Here is a 16,437-nt window from a genome sequence, read left to right as displayed (position 1 = left end):
GCCGGGGAATGCGGTCCGGACCGCGCGCGGTTGACCCCTGCATGACCCAGGACTCCACGCAGGACGCGCTCCTCCCGCTGCTCTCCGAAGGACACGGCGGCGTACTCGTCACCCTCCGCCGCGACGGCCGCCCCCAGCTGTCCAACGTCAGCCACGCCTACGACCCGGACGAGCGGATCATCCGCATCTCCGTCACCGACGACCGCGCCAAGACCCGCAATCTGCGCCGCGATCCCCGCGCCTCGTACCACGTCACCAGCGACGACCGCTGGGCGTACACCGTCGCGGAGGGCATGGCCGAGCTGTCCCCGGTCGCGCGGGACCCCCACGACGAGACCGTGGAGGAGCTGATCCGGCTCTACCGCGCGGTGCTCGGCGAGCACCCGGACTGGGACGAGTACCGCGCCGCGATGGTCCGCGACCGCCGGCTGGTCGTCCGGCTGCACGTCGCACGGGTGTACGGCATCCCCAAGCGCTGAGGCGGACCGGGGCCCGTATCGAAAGTCGGCCCCTGCTCACGCTGCTTTCGTGTCCTCACCGGCCAGGAAGGGATGCAGCAGCGTGAGCAGGGCGCGCGGGCGGTGCAGCGGGATGATGTGGCCGCAGTCTTCGATGACGTGTCCGGTGAGACGGTCGGTGATCGGGCGGAGCTGGCGTTCCAGCGCGGCACCGACGGGCCGGGCGCCCAATGCCAGCGTCGGCACCGTCAGGCGGGCGGTGGCGACCGCCCGCTCGATCTGTACGGCGCTCTCGGGCAGCGCCCGGTAGTACGAGAACGCGCGGCTCAGCGCCGGGCGGCCGGTGTACGCGCGGACGAAGGCGTCCCGGAGGGCGGGGCGCACCCCGTCGCCGAGTGTGCCGGCGTGCAGGAACCAGTCGACGTAGGCGGCCTCGTGGCCCTCCAGCACGGTTTCGGCGAGGCCGGGCGCGGCGGAATGGAAGCCGAACCACCATGGCGGCCCGTCGGCGAGGAATTCCCCGGCGCCGGGCAGCCCGCCCAGAAGGGACTCCATGACGACCAGGCGCCGGACGAGACCGGGGCGGCGCAGGGCGAGGAGGAAGGCCGGCGCGGCACCCGCGTCGATGCCCGCCACCGCGGCCGAGGACACACCGAGCGTGGTGAGAAGCGCGGCGGCGTCCTCGGCCAGGGTGCCCGCGTCGTACCCGCCGGCGGCCGGGCTGCTCGCGCCGAACCCGCGCAGGTCCGGCGCGATGACGCGGTAGCGGCCGGAGAGGTCGGCCATGACGTCCGTCCACAGCTCCCAGGTGTGCGGGAAGCCGTGCAGCAGCAGTACGGCCGGGCCCGATCCGGCGAGCGCGACGTTCAGTTCGACACCGTTGACGGGGACGCGCCGCAGTTCGGGCATGGAGAGGCTCCAGAAGTGTGGTGAGGAATGGTGACCAGGTCACGCTAGGGAACTACTCTGGTCCGTCCAAGACGGCACTTTCCCTTCAGGTGGTGAGCCCGGAGTGACCACATCGAGGCGCGGCGAGCCCGGTCGGCGGCCCGGTGAGCGGGGCGATCTGCTGGATCCGCGCTGCCCGACCCGTCAGTTGCTCGACCGTATCGGCACCAAGTGGACGTCGATGGCGGTCAAGGTGCTGGCCGAGGAGGCTCCGGATGAACTCCGTTTCGCGGAACTGCGGCGCCGTATCCCCGGCATCTCGCAGAAGATGCTGTCCGTCACCCTGCGGAGCCTGGTCCGCGACGGTCTGGTCGCGCGCCGGGTGGAACCCACCGTGCCGCCCGCCGTCCACTACCGGCTCACCGGGCTGGGCCTGTCCCTCGAAGAACCGCTCTCCGCCCTGCGGGTCTGGGCCGAGACACACATGCCGGAGATCGACCGCAACAACCGACTCACCGACGAGTCGGCCCCCGACGAGGGCACGGATCGGGTGCGTTGATCACGGCCACTCGCTGATGGCCGCGACGAGGCCGGCCGCATCGTGGTCGCTGGGCCCCACGATCGTGGGGCCCACCAGCGCCCCGCCATCAAAAGGGGGCTTGAGGAACGAGGACCGGGTCGTCGCGAACAAGATAACTCGGCGCGTACCTGCGCAGACCTACGCCTGAGCGGCCCTGCGGCTTCTCCTGCAAGGCGGGGACACGATTCCCGCGGTGTTCGCAGGCCCTTGGCGACGTGCCCAACCGCGAACTACACGGCGTTGGCATCAGTTCCCGGGCGGCTGTACGACGACGATGCGCCAGATCACCGAATTGGCCGCTGCGAACTTCCACGCCAGGTCACGCAGGTTGGCGTGCGGTACCGCGGCGGTGAACACCCCGCTCCCGTCACCACACTGGGAACCGGCGAGGGTTCCTCCGGCGGCCGTGATGCTGAACCTGGAGGGGCCGGCGCATGTCCACATCACCTTGATAGACGAGGCTTTCCCCGCTGACGCGGGAAGCGCGACACCGCCCGCACCGTGCCCCGACCCCGTGTAGAGGGTCTTCGACCCGACAGGGACCGGGGACTGGACCGGATCGGGAAGACGGTCCGGCGACGTCGGGGTCTGTGCCGGAGCCGGTGCCGCACCCGTCGCCCTCGACGCACCGTGAGTCGCGGTGTCTTGAGGGTGGCCCCCACCGGAACAGGCCGTGAGGAGCGCCAGAGCCGACAAGCCGACAGCCGGCAAAAGAGGCTTCATCAGACCGTCCTCAACTCACGAGTGGGCGATGTAGGGGTGAGCGGCATGTGCACAACAATCGTGGGGTCAGCGAGAGATCGTCAAGGAAAGGTGAGTGTTCTGAGCGGAAGTTGAGCTTGGTGATCGACCAGCGAGAAGACGCTCGTGGTACCGCCTAGGCCGCGCTCTCCGTCCGTGCCTCGATCGCCCTGAGTACGGCGATCATGTCCTCTCCGCCGTGCCCCTGCGCCACCGTCTCCTGGAAGAGGGCGTGGCAGACGTCGAGGAGCGGGGAGGCCAGGCGGGCCGTGCGGGCGGACTCGGCGACGAGCCGGTTGTTCTTCAGGACGTCGAGCGCGGCCGCCTGCACCGCGAAGTCCCGCTCGCGCAGCTTGGGCGCCTTCATCCGGGAGACCGGGCTGGCCATCGGACCCGCGTCGAGGACGTCCAGGAACAGGCGGGGGTCCAGGCCCTGCCGCTCGGCGAAGTGGAACGCCTCGGCCAGCCCGGTCACCAGAGTGATCAGGAACAGGTTGACCGACAGCTTCATCAGCAGCGCGCCGGGCACCGCCCCGCACCCGAACGCCTCGCCGCACAGCGGCGCGAGCAGCGGCCGTACCACGTCCACGGCGGCCTGTTCGCCCGCGAGCATGGCCACCAGCCGCCCCTGTTCCGCGGGGACCCGCGATCCGGACACCGGCGCCTCGACATAGCCCCCGCCGGCGGCACGGATGTCGGCCTCCAGGGCGCGCGAGTACTCGGGGGACGTCGTGCCCATGTGCACCACGGTCCGTCCCGCGACCCGCGCGGCCAGCTCCGGGGTGCCGCGGCCGAGGACCGCGTCCAGGGCCGGCTCGTCGGCGAGCATCAGCAGCACCACCTCGGCCCGCGCGAACACCCCGGCGGCGTCCGCGGCGACCTCGGCACCGGCCGCGCGCAGCGGTTCGGTGCGGTGCGGGGTGCGGTTCCAGACCACCAGCGGTGTGCCGGCGGCCGCCAGGCGCAGGGCCATCGGCCCGCCCATCACTCCGAGACCGATGAATCCGACGCGCACGGGAGCCGTCCTTCGCTGTGCCGACCGATTATGACAGTCGTCATAGTAGCGGGCGTTATGACGCCGGTCATAGAGTTGTCCGGGGGGACATCAGAGAGACACGGAGGCGGGACATGGGCGAGCGGGAGCGCGGCCCGCGCGAGCGGATGGTGTTCAGCGCGGCCCAGCTCATCCGGCGCGACGGGGTGACCGCGACCGGCATGCGCGAGGTCGCCGCGCACGCCGGGGCCCCGCGCGGCTCCCTCCAGCACTACTTCCCAGGCGGCAAGGAACAACTGGTCACGGAGGCCGTCGCCTGGGCCGGACGGTACGCCGGCAAACGGATCGCCCGCTTCGTCGAGCAGCTGCCCGAGCCGGTGCCGAGCGCCCTGTTCGCGGCGATGGCCGCGCAGTGGACGGACGAGTACGACCGGGACGGCTTCGCCGCGGGCTGCCCGGTCGCCGCCGCCACCGTCGATCGCGCCGCCTCCGACGAGGCGACCCGCACCGCCGTGGCCGCCGCCTTCACCGCCTGGCGGACCCCGCTCGCCGGGGCCCTCACCGCCCTGGGCGTACCGGCGGACCGCTCCGCGGCCCTGGCCACGCTGATGATCAGCACCCTGGAGGGCGCGATCCTGATGGCACGGGCCGAGCGGGACGTACGGCCGCTGACCACGGTGGTGCGCGAACTGGGCCCGCTGCTCGACGCCGCCGTCACCCGGCCCGAGTGAGCCGGTCCGGCCGTCAGCGGCCGACCGGTCCCGTCCCGCCGGCCGTGAGGTACGCGATCACCATGTCCCCGGCCATCCTGCGGTAGTGCCCCCGCCGCTCCGGATCGGTCAGGTCCCGCCCGAACAGCGCGCCGAACGTACGCCGGCCGACCGTCCGGAAGAAGCAGAACGAGCTGATCACCGCGTGCACGTCGACCGCGTCCACGTCCGTCCTGAACACCCCAGCGCCCTGCCCGGCGGCGAGGATCTCCCGCAGCGCGTCGAGCGCGGGGGAGCCGGTCGCGCCGAGTCTCCGTAAGGCCCTGACGTGTTCCGCCCCCTGGATGTTCCCGGTGCTCAACAGACGGACGTAGTCCGGGTGTTGCTCGTGGTGGTCGAAGACCGTCTCGGCCAGGTGCCGGACCGCCGCGACCGGGTCGAGGTGGGCGACGTCCAGCCGGCGCCCGGCGTCGCGCAGGGCGCCGTAGGCCCGTTCGAGGACGGCGGTGAACAACTGCTCCTTGCCGCCGAAGTAGTAGTAGATCATCCGCTTGGTGGTGCGGGTGCGGGCGGCTATCTCCTCCACCCGCGCGCCCTCGTAACCGGCCCGCGCGAACTCGCGGGTGGCCACGTCGAGGATCTCGGCCCTGGTGCGCGCGGCGTCCCGCACCCGCCCGCCGGGTCGTACCGGTTCTTCGACGCTGGTCATCGGGGGTTTCCTCAGGGCCTCGGTCCGCCGCGGTGGTGCGCTCGGTGCCCCGATTCTAAGACGCGAACATGACAGCGCGAATGCCGTGGTCCGGGTCACACGGGGTGACCCGGACCACGGTGCGTGCGGTGCTACGGCCGCCGGTTCCACTCGGCGATCACGGGGTGCCCGTGCTCGGTGGACAGCCGGCTGACGGTGCCGGTGGCCAGCTGGAACAGCCGGCCCTGTGCGGGCGCGAGGCCCAGCCGGCGGGCCGTCAGGACCCGCAGGACGTGGGCGTGGGCGACGAGCACCACATCGCCGCCGTCCCCGGCGAGCGCGCTCTCCACGCGGGCCAGCACCCGGTCGGCACGGGCGCCGACCTCGGCGGGCGACTCGCCCGGATGCCCCTCGGGCCCCGGCACCACCCCGTCGGTCCACAGGTCCCAACCGGGGCGGGTGCGGTGGATGTCGGCGGTGGTGATGCCCTCGTAGCCGCCGTAATCCCATTCCCGCAGGGCGGGTTCGGGCTCGACGCCGGTCAGGCCCGCGAGGGCGGCGGTGCGCTGGGCGCGGCCGAGCGGGCTGCTCAGCACGAGCGAGTAGGTCCGGCCGGACAGGAGCGGGGCGAGGGACTTGGCCTGTTCCTCGCCGTGGTCGGTCAGGGGCAGGTCGGTGTAGCTGGTGTGCTGTCCCGACCTGCTCCACTCCGTCTCCCCGTGGCGGACCAGCAGAAGGTCCGCCACGGTCAGCCCTTCTTCTCGACCGCGTGGCCGCCGAACTGGTTGCGCAGCGCCGCGATCATCTTCATCTGCGGCGAGTCGTCCTGCCGGGAGGCGAACCGGGCGAACAGCGAGGCGGTGATCGCCGGGAGCGGCACCGCGTTGTCGATGGCCGCCTCGACGGTCCAGCGGCCCTCGCCGGAGTCCTCCGCGTAGCCGCGCAGCTTCTCCAGGTGCTCGTCCTCGTCCAGCGCGTTGACCGCGAGGTCGAGCAGCCAGGAGCGGATGACCGTGCCCTCCTGCCAGGAGCGGAACACCTCGCGGACGTTCTCCACGGAGTGCACCTTCTCCAGCAGCTCCCAGCCCTCGGCGTACGCCTGCATCATCGCGTACTCGATGCCGTTGTGGACCATCTTGGAGAAGTGCCCGGCGCCGACCCGGCCCGCGTGCACATAGCCGTACGGGCCCTCCGGCTTGAGCGCGTCGAAGATCGGCTGGAGCCGGTCCACGTTCTCCTTCTCGCCGCCGACCATGAGCGCGTAGCCGTTCTGCAGGCCCCACACACCGCCGGAGACGCCGGCGTCCACGAAGCCGATGCCCTTGATGCCGAGCGCCGCGGCGTGCTTCTCGTCGTCCGTCCAGCGGGAGTTGCCGCCGTCGATCACCGTGTCGCCGGGCTCCAGCAGGTCGCCCAGCTCGTCCACGACGGTCTGGGTGGCGGTGCCGGCCGGGACCATCACCCACACATGGCGGGGCGCGTCCAGCTTCTCGACCAGTTCGGCGAGGCTCTTGACGTCGGAGACCTCAGGGTTGCGGTCGTAGCCGATGACGGTGTGGCCGGCGCGGCGGATCCGCTCGCGCATGTTGCCGCCCATCTTGCCGAGACCGATGAGACCGAGCTGCATGATCAGTTCTCCGATGCGTTCTTGAGAGTGCGGTAGGCGGCGACGAGGGCCGTGGTGGAGGGGTCGAGGCCGGGCACCTCGGCGCCTTCGGTGAGGGCGGGCTCCACGCGCTTGGCGAGGACCTTGCCCAGTTCCACGCCCCACTGGTCGAAGGAGTCGATGTCCCACACCGCGCCCTGCACGAACACCTTGTGCTCGTACAGCGCGATCAGCTGGCCCAGCACGGACGGGGTGAGTGCCCTCGCCAGGACGGTGGTGGTGGGCCGGTTGCCCTGGAAGGTCTTGTGCGGCACCAGCTCCTCGGGCACACCCTCCGCACGGACCTCCTCGGCACTCTTGCCGAAGGCCAGCGCCTGGGTCTGGGCGAAGAAGTTGGCCATCAACAGGTCGTGCTGCGCCTTGAGTTCACCGCTCAGCTCGGCCACCGGCTCGGCGAAGCCGATGAAGTCGGCCGGAATCAGCTTGGTGCCCTGGTGGATCAACTGGTAGTACGCGTGCTGCCCGTTGGTGCCCGGCGTGCCCCAGACCACGGGACCCGTCTGCCACTCCACCCGGCGCCCGTGCCGGTCCACCGACTTTCCGTTGGACTCCATGTCGAGCTGCTGGAGGTACGCGGTGAACTTGGACAGGTAGTGGCTGTACGGCAGTACGGCGTGCGACTGGGCGTCGTGGAAGTTGCCGTACCAGATGCCCAGCAGGCCCAGCAGCAGCGGGGCGTTGGCCTCGGCGGGCGCGGTGCGGAAGTGCTCGTCCATCAGCCGGAACCCCTCCAGCATCTCCCGGAACCGGTCCGGGCCGATGGCGATCATCAGGGAGAGACCGATCGCGGAGTCGTACGAGTAGCGACCGCCGACCCAGTCCCAGAACTCGAACATGTTGTCCGGGTCGATGCCGAACTCGGTCACCTTGCCCGCGTTGGTGGACAGCGCCACGAAGTGCCGGGCGACCGCGGCATCGTCGCCGAGCGCGGTCAGCAGCCAGGTGCGCGCGGAGGTGGCGTTGGTAATCGTCTCGATGGTGGTGAAGGTCTTGGAGGCGATGATGAACAGCGTCTCGGCCGGGTCCAGGTCGCGGGTGGCCTCGTGCAGGTCGGCGCCGTCCACGTTCGACACGAAGCGGACGGTCAGGTCGCGGTCGGCGAAGCTGCGCAGCGCCTCGTACGCCATCGCGGGCCCGAGGTCGGAGCCGCCGATGCCGATGTTGACCACGTTGCGGATCCGCTTGCCGGTGTGCCCGGTCCAGGCGCCCGAGCGCACCCGCTGCGCGAAGTCGCTCATCTTGTCGAGGACGGCGTGCACCTTGGGCACCACGTTCTCGCCGTCCACCTCGATCACCGCGTCCCGCGGCGCGCGCAGCGCGGTGTGCAGCACCGCCCGGTTCTCCGTGACGTTGATCTTATCGCCGCGGAACATGGCGTCCCGCAGCCCGAACACATCGGTGGCGGCGGCGAGTTCCCGCAGCAGGGCCAGGGTCTCGTCCGTGATCAGGTGCTTGCTGTAGTCGATGTACAGATCACCGGCCCGGACCACGTACCGCTCGGCGCGGCCCGGATCCGACGCGAACAGCTCGCGCAGGTGCAGCGGCCCCTCGGCGCGGTGGTCGGCGAGCGCCGTCCACTCCGGCCGGCGGGTGAGGCTGGGATAATGGACGTCGGCCATCTCAGGCGTTCTCCTTGGCGGCCTCGCCCCGCAGGGCGACGGCGTACATCTCGTCGGCGTCGAGGCGGCGCAGCTCCTCGGCGATGAGTTCGGAGGTGGGGCGGACCTTCAGGGCGAGGGTGCGCGGCGGCTGGCCCGGCAGGGTGAGCGTCGCGAGCGGGCCCTCGGGGCGGTCCACGACGATCTCGCCGTCGCGGGTACCCAGCCGTACGGCCGTGACCACCGGACCTTCGGTGACCACCCGGTCCACGCTCACCCCGAGCCGCGCCTGAAGCCAGCGGGCCAGCAGCTCGGCGCTCGGGTTGTCCGCCTCGGCCTCCACGGCCGCCGACGTCACCTTCGCCCGCGCCTGGTCGAGCGCGGCGGCCAGCATCGAGCGCCACAGAGTCAGCCGGGTCCAGGCGAGGTCGGTGTCGCCGGGCGCGTAGTTGCGGGCGCGGGCCTCCAGAACCTCCATCGGCCGTTCCACCGCGTACAGGTCGGTGATCCGGCGCTGGGCGAGCGCGCCGAGCGGGTCCTTGGACGGGTTGTCGGGCGCGTCCACCGGCCACCACACGACCACCGGGGCGTCCGGCAGCAGCAGCGGCAGCACCACCGAGTCGGCGTGGTCGGACACGTCGCCGTAGGTGCGCAGCACCACCGTCTCGCCGGTGCCGGCCTCCGAGCCGACCCGGACCTCGGCGTCCAGGCGCGAGTGGGTGCGGTCGCGCAGGGTGCGCGGGTGCCGCTTGATGACGACCAGGGTGCGCGAGGGATGCTCGTGCGAGGCCTCCTCGGCGGCCCGCATCGAGTCGTAGGCGTTCTCCTCGTCCGTGACGATGACCATCGTCAGGACCATGCCCACGGCCGGGGTGCCGATCGCTCGGCGGCCCTGCACCAGCGCCTTGTTGATCTTGCTTGCCGTGGTGTCGGTCAGGTCGATCTTCATGGCCTGCGCCAGCTCCGTCCGTCTCGTGCGAGCATCTCGTCGGCTTCCCGCGGTCCCCAGCTGCCCGACGCGTACTGTGCCGGACGGCCGTGCGCCGCCCAGTACTGCTCGATCGGGTCGAGGATCTTCCAGGACTCTTCCACTTCCTGGTGACGCGGGAACAGGTTGGCGTCGCCCAGGAGCACGTCCAGGATGAGCCGCTCGTACGCCTCCGGGCTGGACTCCGTGAACGACTCGCCGTAGGCGAAGTCCATGGACACGTCCCGGATCTCCATCGAGGTGCCCGGCACCTTGGAGCCGAAGCGGACCGTCATGCCCTCGTCCGGCTGGACGCGGATCACGATCGCGTTCTGGCCCAGCTCCTCGGTGGCGGTGGAGTCGAAGGGGGAGTGCGGGGCCCGCTTGAACACCACCGCGATCTCCGTCACCCGGCGGCCGAGCCGCTTGCCGGTGCGCAGGTAGAACGGGACGCCCGCCCAGCGCCGGTTGTCGATGCCGATCTTGATCGCGGCGAAGGTGTCGGTCTTCGACTGGGGGTCGATGCCGTCCTCCTCCAGATAGCCGACGACCTTCTCGCCACCCTGCCAGCCGCCCGCGTACTGGGCCCGCACGGTGTGCCGGCCCAGGTCCTCCGGGAGCCGCACCGACTTGAGCACCTTCAGCTTCTCGGTGAGCAGCGCCTCCGCGTCGAACGCGATGGGCTCCTCCATGGCGGTGAGCGCCATCAGCTGGAGCAGGTGGTTCTGGATGACGTCACGGGCGGCGCCGATGCCGTCGTAGTAGCCGGCCCGGCCGCCGATGCCGATGTCCTCGGCCATGGTGATCTGGACGTGGTCGACGTAACTGCGGTTCCAGATCGGCTCGTACATCTGGTTGGCGAAGCGCAGCGCCAGGATGTTCTGGACCGTCTCCTTGCCCAGGTAGTGGTCGATGCGGAACACCTGGTCCGGCTCGAACACGTCGTGCACGATCGCGTTCAGCTCGCGGGCGCTGGCCAGGTCGTGGCCGAACGGCTTCTCGATGACCGCGCGCCGCCAGGAGCCCTCGGGCGGGCTCGCCAGGCCGTGCTTCTTCAGCTGCTGCACGACCTTCGGGAAGAACTTCGGCGGCACCGAGAGGTAGAACGCGAAGTTGCCGCCGGTGCCGCGGGAGGCGTCCAGCTCCTCCACGGCGTCCTTGAGCTGCTTGAACGCGGTGTCGTCGTCGAAGTCGCCGGGGATGAAGCGCATGCCCTCGGCGAGCTGCTGCCACACCTCCTCGCGGAACGGGGTGCGCGAGTGCTCGCGCACCGAGTCGTGGACGACCTGCGCGAAGTCCTGGTCCTCCCACTCGCGGCGGGCGAAGCCGACCAGGGAGAAGCCCGGCGGCAGCAGACCGCGGTTGGCCAGGTCGTACACGGCCGGCATCAGCTTCTTGCGGGACAGGTCACCGGTCACCCCGAAGATGACCAGCCCCGACGGACCCGCGATGCGCGGCAGGCGCCGGTCGCGGGTGTCCCGCAGCGGGTTCACCCAGTCGGCGGCCGGGGCGATGGGCACCCGGACCTCCTCCGGTGCCGGGGCGGGGCTCGCTTTCTCGGTCATCGCGCGTCAACTCCCTTGCTCTCCAGGGACTTCGCCACCGCGTCCAGCAGGTCCTGCCAGGCCGTCTCGAACTTGGCGACGCCTTCGTCCTCCAGCTGCTGGACGACCTCGTCGTAGGAGATGCCGAGCCGCTCGATCGCGCCGAGGTCGGCACGGGCCTGCGCGTAGCCGCCGGTCACCGTGTCGCCGGTGATCTCGCCGTGGTCGGCGACGGCGAGCAGGGTGGCCTCCGGCATGGTGTTGACCGTGCCCGGCGCGACGAGGTCGTCCACATACAGGGTGTCCTTGTACGCGGGATCCTTCACACCGGTGGACGCCCACAGCGGACGCTGCTTGTTCGCCTTGTCCCCGGCGAGCGCCAGCCAGCGGTCCGAGGCGAAGACCTCCTCGTACGCCTCGTAGGCCAGCCGCGCGTTGGCGAGGGCCGCGCGGCCCTTGAGGGCGAGGGCCTCGTCGGTGCCGAGCGCGGTCAGCCGCTTGTCGATCTCGGAGTCCACGCGGGAGACGAAGAACGAGGCCACCGAGTGGATGGTGGACAGGTCGATGCCGCGCTCGCGGGCCTTCTCCAGGCCGGCCAGGTAGGCGGCCATGACCTCGCGGTAGCGCTCCAGGGAGAAGATCAGGGTCACATTGACGCTGATGCCGAGCCCGACGACCTCGGTGATCGCCGGCAGGCCCGCCTTGGTCGCCGGGATCTTGATCATCACGTTCGGGCGGTCGACCAGCCAGAACAGCTGCTTGGCCTCGGCGATGGTGGCCGCCGTGCGGTGGGCCAGCCGGGGGTCGACCTCGATGGAGACCCGGCCGTCGCGGCCGTCCGTCGCCCGGTACACGGAGTCGAGGACGTCGGCGGCGTCCCGCACATCGGCGGTGGTCATCATGCGTACGGCCTCGTCGACCGTCACGCCGCGCACGGCCAGCTCGGTGAGCTGCTCCTCGTACCCCTCGCCGGAGCCTATGGCCGCCTGGAAGATCGACGGGTTGGTGGTGACACCGACGGCGCTGCCGCTCGCCACCAGGTCGGCGAGGCTGCCCGAGGTGATCCGCCCCCGCGACAGGTCGTCCAGCCAGATGGACACACCCTCGTCGGCAAGGCGCTTGAGGGCTCCCGGAGTCGCGATTGCTTCGGTCACAGTGATCATCTTTCCTTGTGTGTCGGTGTCAGGCGCGCGCGGCGGCGAGCGATTCGCGGGCCGCCGCGGCGACGTTCTCGGGGGTGAAGCCGAACTCGGTGAACAGGGTCCCCGCGTCGGCGGAGGCGCCGAAGTGCTCCAGGGAGACGATCCGGCCCGCGTCACCCACATAGCGGTACCAGGTCAGCCCGATGCCGGCCTCCACCGCCACCCGCGCCTTCACGGCAGGCGGCAGCACCCGCTCGCGGTAGGCGCGCGGCTGCTCCTCGAACCACTCCACGGACGGCATCGAGACCACCCGCGTGCCGATGCCCTCGGCCTCCAGCCGCTCCCGCGCGGCCACGGCGAGCTGCACCTCGGAGCCGGTCGCGATGACGATCACCTCCGGGACCTCCGTCGAGGACTCGCGCAGCACATAGCCGCCCTTGGCCGCGTCCTCGTTCGGCGCGTACACCGGCACGCCCTGGCGGGTGAGCGCGAGCCCGTGCGGGGCAGGGCTGGTGGCGTGCCTCTTCAGGATCTCGGCCCAGGCGATCACGGTCTCGTTGGCGTCCGCCGGGCGGACGACGTTCAGGCCCGGAATGGCGCGCAGCGAGGCCAGGTGCTCGACCGGCTGATGGGTCGGGCCGTCCTCGCCGAGGCCGATGGAGTCGTGCGTCCAGATGTACGTCACCGGCAGCTGCATCAGCGCGGACATCCGCACCGCGTTGCGCATGTAGTCGGAGAACACCAGGAAGGTGCCGCCGTAGACGCGGGTGTTGCCGTGCAGGGCGATGCCGTTCATCTCCGCCGCCATGGAGAACTCGCGGATGCCGAAGTGCACGGTACGGCCATAGGGGTCGGCGGTCGGCAGCGGGTTGCCCTCGGGGAGGAACGAGCTGGACTTGTCGATGTCGGTGTTGTTGGAGCCGGCGAGGTCGGCGGAGCCGCCCCACAGTTCCGGCAGCACCGGGCCGAGCGACTGGAGCACCTTGCCGGAGGCGGCGCGGGTGGCGACCGACTTGCCCTCCTCGAACACCGGCAGGGCGTCCTCCCAGCCCGCGGGCAGCTCGCCCCGGCTGATCCGGTCGAACAGGGCGGCCCGCGCCGGCTCCGCGGTGCGCCACTCGGCGATCCGCTTGTCCCAGGCCGCGTGCGCCTCGGCGCCCCGGTCCAGGGCCCGCCGGGTGTGCTTCAGGACCTCGTCCTCGACCTGGAAGGACCGCTCCGCGTCGAAGCCGAGGAGGCGCTTGGTGGCCGCGACCTCCTCCGCGCCGAGCGCCGAGCCGTGGGATGCCTCGGTGTTGCGGGCGTTCGGGGCGGGCCAGGCGATGATCGTGCGCATCGCGATGATCGAGGGCCGCCCGGTCTCGCTGCGCGCCGCATCGAGGGCCGCGTACAGGGCGGGCACGTCCACGTCGCCGTCGGCGGTGGGCTCGACGCGCTGGGTGTGCCAGCCGTATGCCTCGTACCGCTTCAGCACGTCCTCGGAGAACGCGGTCGCGGTGTCGCCCTCGATGGAGATGTGGTTGTCGTCGTAGAGGAAGACCAGATTGCCGAGCTTCTGGTGGCCGGCGAGCGAGGACGCCTCGGCACAGACGCCCTCCTCCAGGTCGCCGTCGGAGACGATCGCCCAGACGGTGTGGTCGAAGGGGGAGGTGCCCGCGGGGGCCTCGGGGTCGAACAGGCCGCGCTCGTAGCGGGCGGCCATCGCCATGCCCACCGCGTTGGCGACGCCCTGGCCGAGCGGCCCGGTGGTGGTCTCCACGCCCGCGGTGTGCCCGTACTCCGGGTGGCCGGGGGTCCGCGAACCGTGGGTGCGGAACGCCTTCAGGTCGTCCAGCTCCAGCTCGTACCCGGCCAGGAACAGCTGGGTGTACAGGGTCAGCGAGGTGTGGCCGGGGGAGAGGACGAACCGGTCACGGCCGGTCCACTCCGGGTCCGCCGGGTCGTGACGCATCACCTTCTGAAAGATCGTGTACGCGGCAGGCGCCAGGCTCATCGCGGTGCCCGGATGGCCGTTGCCCACCTTCTGCACCGCGTCGGCCGCCAGCAGCCGGGCGGTGTCCACGGCCCGCCGGTCGAGATCGGTCCACTCGAAGCCACCGGAAGTGTGCGTGCTCATCTTCAAGAAGTCCTCGTTCAGTACGGAAGGGCTGGCCGGACGCGTTCAAACTTAAAAGTCTGACTTTTTCGACGGAAGGGCGGGATGTGTCACCCTGTGGTGAATCTGGGACAGTGATCGCGGAGCAGGGACGGCACGAAACGGACATGGCTGACACAACGCGCCAAGAGGACGGCACGGCGGCCGATGACGGCATCAGAACCCTCCCCTTCCCGACCGAGCTGGCCGTCGGCGGTGTCGGCATGCGGATCGGCCGGATGGGGACCGACCGCTCCTGGCGGACCGACATCCCGCTGGACCGCGTCCACCGCATCGACTTCCACGTCGTCCTGCTGTTCACCGAGGGCCCCGTCCGCCACATGGTCGACTTCACCGAGTACGAGGCCGCGGCCGGCGACCTGCTGTGGATACGACCCGGACAGGTCCACCGCTTCTCCCGCGAGTGCGTGTACCGCGGAACCGTGCTGACCATGCAACCCGGCTTCCTGCCCCGCGCCACCGTCGAGGCCACCGGCCTGTACCGCTACGACCTGCCGCCGCTGCTGCACCCCGACGCGGCCCAGCTCGAAGCGCTGCGGGCGGCCCTGGAGCAGCTGCGCCGCGAGTACGAGGACACGACGACCCTCCCGCCCAGCCTGCACACGGCCGTCCTGCGGCACGACCTGACCGCGTTCCTGCTGCGCCTCGCCCATCTCGCCGCCAGCTCCGCGCCCGGCTCACGGCAGCAGGCGGACAACACCTTCACGCTGTTCCGGGACGCGGTCGAGCAGGGCTTCGCCACCAACCACAGCGTCAGCGCCTACGCGGACGCCCTCGGTTACTCCCGCCGCACCCTGGTGCGGGCCGTGCGCGCGGCCACCGGCGAGACGCCCAAGGGGTTCATCGACAAACGCGTCGTCCTGGAGGCCAAGCGCCTCCTCGCCCACACCGAGCTGCCCATCGGCCGGGTCGGCGCGGCCGTCGGCTTCCCGGACGCGGCGAACTTCTCCAAGTTCTTCCAACTGCACACCGGGAGAACGCCGGCGGCCTTCCGCGCCGAACTGCGGTAGCCGCCACGGCTCTTGACCTGGAGCGCGCTCCAGGTCCGAGCATGGGCCGCATGAACACCGGCCGGGTGCACACCACCCATCCCCACGTCGTCCTGGGCACCATGGACTTCGGTACCCGCGTGGAGCCCGAGCGGGCCTTCGCGGTCCTCGACGCCTTCGTCGCCGGCGGCGGTCGCTGGCTCGACACCGCGAACTGCTACTCCTTCTGGGCCGACCCCGAGGGAGCCGGCGGAGCCAGCGAACGGGTCATCGGCGCCTGGCTGCGGGCCCGTCCAGGGGCGCGCGAGGCGGTGCGGATCGCCACGAAGGTCCGGCAGAACCCGCTGGTGCCGGGCGCCTGGCCGCAGAGCGCGGAAGGGCTCTCCGCCCCCGCCGTCCGCGCGGGCGTCGAAGGCAGCCTGCGCCGCCTGGGCGTCGAGCACGTCGACCTGCTCTGGGCGCATGCCGAGGACCGGGCCGTGCCGCTTGCGGAGACGGTCGGGGCCTTCGGCGAACTGGTGGACAGGGGAGTGGCGCTGCGGATCGGGGCCGCGAACCACGCCGCCTGGCGCGTCGAGCGCGCCCGGAGTCTCGCGCGGGAGCTGCGGGTGGCCCCGTGGACGGCCCTGCAACTGCGGCACTCGCTGCTCCAGCCGCGCCCGCTCACCCCCGTCGCGGAGGCCGGCCACCGGATGCTCACCGCCGAGGACCTGGACCTCGCGGCGTCGGAGGGGCTCGCCGTGTGGTCGTACAGCTCGCTGCTGTGGGGCTCGTACGCGCGCCCGGACAAGCCGCTGCCGGGCACCTACGATCACCCCGGTACCGAGCGGGTCCTCGCGGTGCTGGACGCCGTCGCCGGCGAACTGGCGGCCACCCGGAACCAGGTCGTCCTCGCCTGGCTGATGCGGCAGGGGATCGATCCCATCGTCGGCGCGAGCCGGGTGGAACAGATCGAGGAGGCGCTCGCGGCCCGCCAACTGCGGCTGACCGATGAGCAGATGGCGCGCTTCGCCGAGGCGCGGTAGCCGGGGTCCTCGCCAGGTCGGACACCTCCCGCGCCTCTCGGCACCGGCAGACCCTCTCGGGGAGCGGGGATGCGGTGGCCCGATGAGAGCGCTCTCAGGGTGGGGCCAATGTGCTCCCGGAGTCCTCGGCCGTCAAGGCTTGAAACGGTGAAAGACCGTACGTGGTGGGTGAGTTCACCTGCCGAAGGTGGGGGGGGGGGGGGGGGGGGGGGGGGGCCGGGGGGGGGGGGGAGGGGGGGGGGGGGGGGGGGGGGGGGCGGGGAACACCCGACCCGGGGGGAACAAACCCCCC

General features: G+C 71.4%; 14 protein-coding genes and 1 pseudogene. 5 read left to right on the top strand and 10 right to left on the bottom strand.

Features of this window, described 5'->3' with window-relative positions; genetic code table 11:
- Nucleotides 1-41 precede the first annotated feature (41 nt).
- Nucleotides 42-479, top strand: coding sequence for a PPOX class F420-dependent oxidoreductase (locus tag AC069R_RS03290; protein WP_478764061.1), 438 nt, complete (start codon nt 42-44; stop codon nt 477-479).
- 36 nt (nt 480-515) lie between these two features.
- On the opposite strand, the gene AC069R_RS03285 is transcribed toward AC069R_RS03290, so the two are convergent.
- The gene (locus AC069R_RS03285; protein WP_478764059.1) at nt 516-1,367 is read right to left on the bottom strand and encodes an alpha/beta fold hydrolase; all 852 of its coding nucleotides are present in this window, start codon (nt 1,365-1,367) and stop codon (nt 516-518) included.
- A 103-nt stretch (nt 1,368-1,470) separates the two neighbouring features.
- Between AC069R_RS03285 and AC069R_RS03280 the strand changes: the two genes are divergently transcribed.
- Complete coding sequence (locus tag AC069R_RS03280; RefSeq protein ID WP_478764057.1) at nt 1,471-1,905, top strand: winged helix-turn-helix transcriptional regulator; 435 nt, start codon at nt 1,471-1,473, stop codon at nt 1,903-1,905.
- 898 nt (nt 1,906-2,803) lie between these two features.
- Here AC069R_RS03280 and AC069R_RS03275 read toward each other — a convergent pair.
- Nucleotides 2,804-3,703, bottom strand: a pseudogene (locus AC069R_RS03275) (NAD(P)-dependent oxidoreductase); the annotation flags it as partial.
- Nucleotides 3,704-3,795: 92 nt separating this feature from the next.
- Here AC069R_RS03275 and AC069R_RS03270 point away from each other — a divergent pair.
- A complete protein-coding gene (locus tag AC069R_RS03270) occupies nt 3,796-4,392 on the top strand; it encodes a TetR/AcrR family transcriptional regulator (protein ID WP_478764055.1) in 597 nt (198 codons plus the stop codon).
- A 13-nt stretch (nt 4,393-4,405) separates the two neighbouring features.
- Here AC069R_RS03270 and AC069R_RS03265 read toward each other — a convergent pair whose 3' ends face one another.
- The 8 genes from AC069R_RS03265 to tkt form a co-directional block, all read right to left on the bottom strand.
- Nucleotides 4,406-5,080: a TetR/AcrR family transcriptional regulator gene (locus AC069R_RS03265; RefSeq protein ID WP_478764053.1), complete on the bottom strand. Its 675-nt coding sequence runs from the start codon at nt 5,078-5,080 to the stop codon at nt 4,406-4,408.
- A gap of 131 nt (nt 5,081-5,211) precedes the next feature.
- Nucleotides 5,212-5,805 (bottom strand): histidine phosphatase family protein, encoded by a 594-nt coding sequence (locus AC069R_RS03260; protein ID WP_478764052.1) that lies wholly within the window; start codon nt 5,803-5,805, stop codon nt 5,212-5,214.
- Nucleotides 5,806-5,807: 2 nt separating this feature from the next.
- The gene (gene gnd, locus AC069R_RS03255) at nt 5,808-6,686 is read right to left on the bottom strand and encodes a phosphogluconate dehydrogenase (NAD(+)-dependent, decarboxylating) (protein ID WP_471068618.1); all 879 of its coding nucleotides are present in this window, start codon (nt 6,684-6,686) and stop codon (nt 5,808-5,810) included.
- A gap of 2 nt (nt 6,687-6,688) precedes the next feature.
- Entirely contained in the window at nt 6,689-8,344 is a 1,656-nt protein-coding gene (gene pgi / locus AC069R_RS03250) for a glucose-6-phosphate isomerase (protein WP_478764051.1), read from the bottom strand.
- Nucleotide 8,345: 1 nt separating this feature from the next.
- Nucleotides 8,346-9,272: a glucose-6-phosphate dehydrogenase assembly protein OpcA gene (gene opcA / locus AC069R_RS03245; protein ID WP_478764050.1), complete on the bottom strand. Its 927-nt coding sequence runs from the start codon at nt 9,270-9,272 to the stop codon at nt 8,346-8,348.
- Nucleotides 9,269-10,855 (bottom strand): glucose-6-phosphate dehydrogenase, encoded by a 1,587-nt coding sequence (gene zwf, locus AC069R_RS03240; protein ID WP_397983022.1) that lies wholly within the window; start codon nt 10,853-10,855, stop codon nt 9,269-9,271. The genes opcA and zwf overlap by 4 nt, the downstream gene beginning before the upstream one ends.
- Nucleotides 10,852-11,997 (bottom strand): transaldolase, encoded by a 1,146-nt coding sequence (gene tal / locus AC069R_RS03235; RefSeq protein WP_478764048.1) that lies wholly within the window; start codon nt 11,995-11,997, stop codon nt 10,852-10,854. The genes zwf and tal overlap by 4 nt, the downstream gene beginning before the upstream one ends.
- 19 nt (nt 11,998-12,016) lie before the next feature.
- Nucleotides 12,017-14,092 carry a transketolase gene (gene tkt, locus AC069R_RS03230; protein ID WP_478764047.1) on the bottom strand — a complete coding sequence of 692 codons (2,076 nt, stop codon included), beginning with the start codon at nt 14,090-14,092 and terminating at the stop codon, nt 12,017-12,019.
- Nucleotides 14,093-14,238: 146 nt separating this feature from the next.
- Between tkt and AC069R_RS03225 the strand changes: the two genes are divergently transcribed.
- Nucleotides 14,239-15,141, top strand: coding sequence for a helix-turn-helix domain-containing protein (locus tag AC069R_RS03225; RefSeq protein WP_478764046.1), 903 nt, complete (start codon nt 14,239-14,241; stop codon nt 15,139-15,141).
- 50 nt (nt 15,142-15,191) lie between these two features.
- Nucleotides 15,192-16,145 carry an aldo/keto reductase gene (locus AC069R_RS03220; protein ID WP_478764044.1) on the top strand — a complete coding sequence of 318 codons (954 nt, stop codon included), beginning with the start codon at nt 15,192-15,194 and terminating at the stop codon, nt 16,143-16,145.
- Nucleotides 16,146-16,437: the final 292 nt, after the last annotated feature.

The organism is Streptomyces sp. NPDC043952, from assembly GCF_056435325.1.
The sequence above is the reverse complement of the archived record's forward strand: the minus strand, read 5'-3'. Positions and strand labels throughout refer to the sequence as shown.